General features: G+C 65.4%; 1 protein-coding gene. It reads right to left on the bottom strand.

Annotated features, from left to right (window positions below; genetic code table 11):
• Positions 1 to 1104, bottom strand: a 1104-nt coding sequence (locus AC1D00_RS42150) for an N-acetylmuramoyl-L-alanine amidase (protein WP_477014779.1), incomplete at its 3' end; no start/stop codon positions are given.
• Positions 1105 to 1158: the final 54 nt, after the last annotated feature.

Below are 1158 nucleotides of genomic sequence, written 5' to 3'. Positions count from 1 at the left end.
TTTCAGCGGATGCTTGTGCATCCGCACGGTCGACTTCATTTCGCTCATCAGCAAATGAGCAAAACGGTTTGAAAATGTGCGGGTTTCCCGCTGCGTCAGATCGATCAGGATGTCGGCGACATCGGTCGGCTCCTCCGCGAGGTTGAAGCCGGCGATTGCGTCCGCGCGGTTTTCCGCATCAGCCAGACGTTGGGCCTCGGCGTCGGAGGCCTTGTCGGACAGCGTATAGATGGTGGCGCCCTGGGCATCCCCCTCGGTGCGCGGCAGCGCGTCGGCATGAATCGAGACGAACAGCGCCGCCTTGATGTTGCGGGCGACTTTGACCCGGTCATTGAGCGGGATGAACGTGTCGTCGTTCCGCGTCATCACGACACGGTATTTGCCGGCCTTTTCCAGCCGGTCGCGCAGCGCCAGACCGAAGGCCAGTACCAGGTTCTTCTCGCTTTCGCCGCTCGACTGCGTGCCGTTGTCGATGCCGCCATGGCCGGGGTCGATCACGACGATCGGCCGGCCATCGGCCTTCTGCTGCGCCGTTTCCGGGGCTGCCGTCGCGGGCACCGTGGCGGGCGGCGCATCGGCGATCGCGGGCCGCAGCTCAGGGCGGTTTTCCGGGGCGAGCGATTGCACGAAGGCGGCGCGGTCGACCTCCTCCAGCTCGAGCACGAGCCGGGCCGGCTGGCCGTTGGCCGCCTCCAGCACGTAGGAATTGGCGATCTTGGCAGGCCCCGTCAGGTCGAACACGATTCGCGAGCCGCCGGGCATGACGAGCCCATAGCGGAAGGCCTTGACCAGCCCCCGCCCCCCGGACCCGGTGCCCGCGGGCAGCTGAAAATTGACCTGGGGCACGTCGACCACAACCCGGTACGGGTCGGCAAGCGTGACGGCGCGGAAGGTGACGGTCTGGTCGATGTCGAGGATGAAGCGAGTCTGCTTGCCATCGCCAGCCAGCCGGGCGGCCGAGGCGATTGGATAATTCGCTGCCGCAACAGCGGGTTGCGGCTGGCTTTCCGCAGCGCTCAGGCGGGAGGAATCAGCACATGGCAATGCTGCGGCGCACAGGAGCACGCATCCCAGCAAGACCCTTTGATTTGCGCGGCTCGCCACCGATTCCGTGCCTCCGAGCAGCTCTTTTAACGCAATAGAACCACAGGGTTAATC

Source organism: Bradyrhizobium sp. P2_E8, assembly GCF_056403875.1.
The sequence above is the reverse complement of the archived record's forward strand: the minus strand, read 5'-3'. Positions and strand labels throughout refer to the sequence as shown.